At 73.7% G+C, this 658-nt stretch carries 1 pseudogene; it reads left to right on the top strand.

The window, feature by feature from the left end:
• Positions 1-658 (top strand): annotated as a pseudogene (locus EAO75_RS44865) (hypothetical protein); the annotation flags it as partial.

The following is a 658-nucleotide window of genomic DNA, read 5'->3' as shown; positions in this document are numbered from 1 at the left end:
CCGGCCGCGTACGGCAGCTGCTGCGCGGCCCGCGCGCCGAAGCCGTTCCCGTCCTCCTCGGCAGAGCCTGCGCCGTGGTCGGCCTGCTGGACGTCGCCGCCGGCGTCTTCCCGCGCTTCCGGCACAGCCGTATGCACGCCATCGCCGAGGTGCTGCCGGGCTCCACGGGCCCGTTCGCGGCGGCGCTGTCGCTCAGCGCCGGCGTGCTGTTGCTGCTGCTCGCGCACGGCCTCAAGCGCTGCAAGCGGCGGGCGTGGCGCGCGGCCGTCATCCTGCTGCCGGCCGGAGCGGTGGCGCAGTTCACGTACCGCCACTCCATCATCGGCGTCCTCATCTCCCTCGCGCTGCTCGCGCCCCTGCTGCGCCACCGCGACCAGTTCGCGGCGCTGCCCGACCCACGCAGCCGCTGGCGCGCGCTGGCCAACTTCGTCCTCATGGGCGCCGGTTCGCTCGCCCTCGGCCTGGTCATCGTCAGCGCCCACCCGAAGACCCTGCTCGGCGACCCGAGCCTGGCGGACCGCATCACCCACGTCCTGTACGGCCTGTTCGGCTTCGAGGGCCCGGTCGACTACCAGGGCAACACCTCCTGGACGGTCGCCTTCTCCCTCGGCGCCCTCGGCCTGCTCACCGCGATCACCACCATCTACCTGGCCTTCCG

It is taken from the genome of Streptomyces sp. UW30 (genome assembly GCF_008042075.1).
GTDB lineage: Bacteria > Actinomycetota > Actinomycetes > Streptomycetales > Streptomycetaceae > Streptomyces.
Note: the sequence above shows the minus strand (reverse complement) of the source record. Positions and strands in the feature narration are given on the sequence as shown.